Below are 329 nucleotides of genomic sequence, written 5' to 3'. Positions count from 1 at the left end.
TCGGAGCTGCGCTACGTGGGGCGGAACTACTACGACATGCAGGGCGAGGTGGGCTGGACGGACCTGCTGACGGCGGGGCTGGGCGTCCGCTGGCAGCCTGAGGAGAACCTCAAGCTGGTCCTGGGCGTGGACGACCTCTTCGACAAGGGGCCGGATCTGAAGCTCTTTGCGGTGGGGACGGGGCCGGAGCGCATGCTGTGGTACCCGCTTCAGGGGCGGACGTTCTATGTGTCGCTGATCTGGAGGTTCTAGCAGACGACCAGCTCTCCGCGGCCGTCAGGCCGCGGATGCTGTGTCGGTCGCTATCTGACAATCGCGATACGGATTTC

1 pseudogene is annotated in these 329 nt (G+C 65.0%); it reads left to right on the top strand.

Annotation, left to right across the window (positions count from 1 at the left end):
- Positions 1 to 252 (top strand): annotated as a pseudogene (locus tag EII26_RS12995) (TonB-dependent receptor); the annotation flags it as partial.
- Positions 253 to 329 lie beyond the last annotated feature (77 nt).

It is taken from the genome of Fretibacterium sp. OH1220_COT-178 (assembly GCF_003860125.1).
In the GTDB taxonomy this organism is placed as follows: Bacteria; Synergistota; Synergistia; order Synergistales; family Aminobacteriaceae; genus CAJPSE01.
The sequence above is the reverse complement of the archived record's forward strand: the minus strand, read 5'-3'. Positions and strand labels throughout refer to the sequence as shown.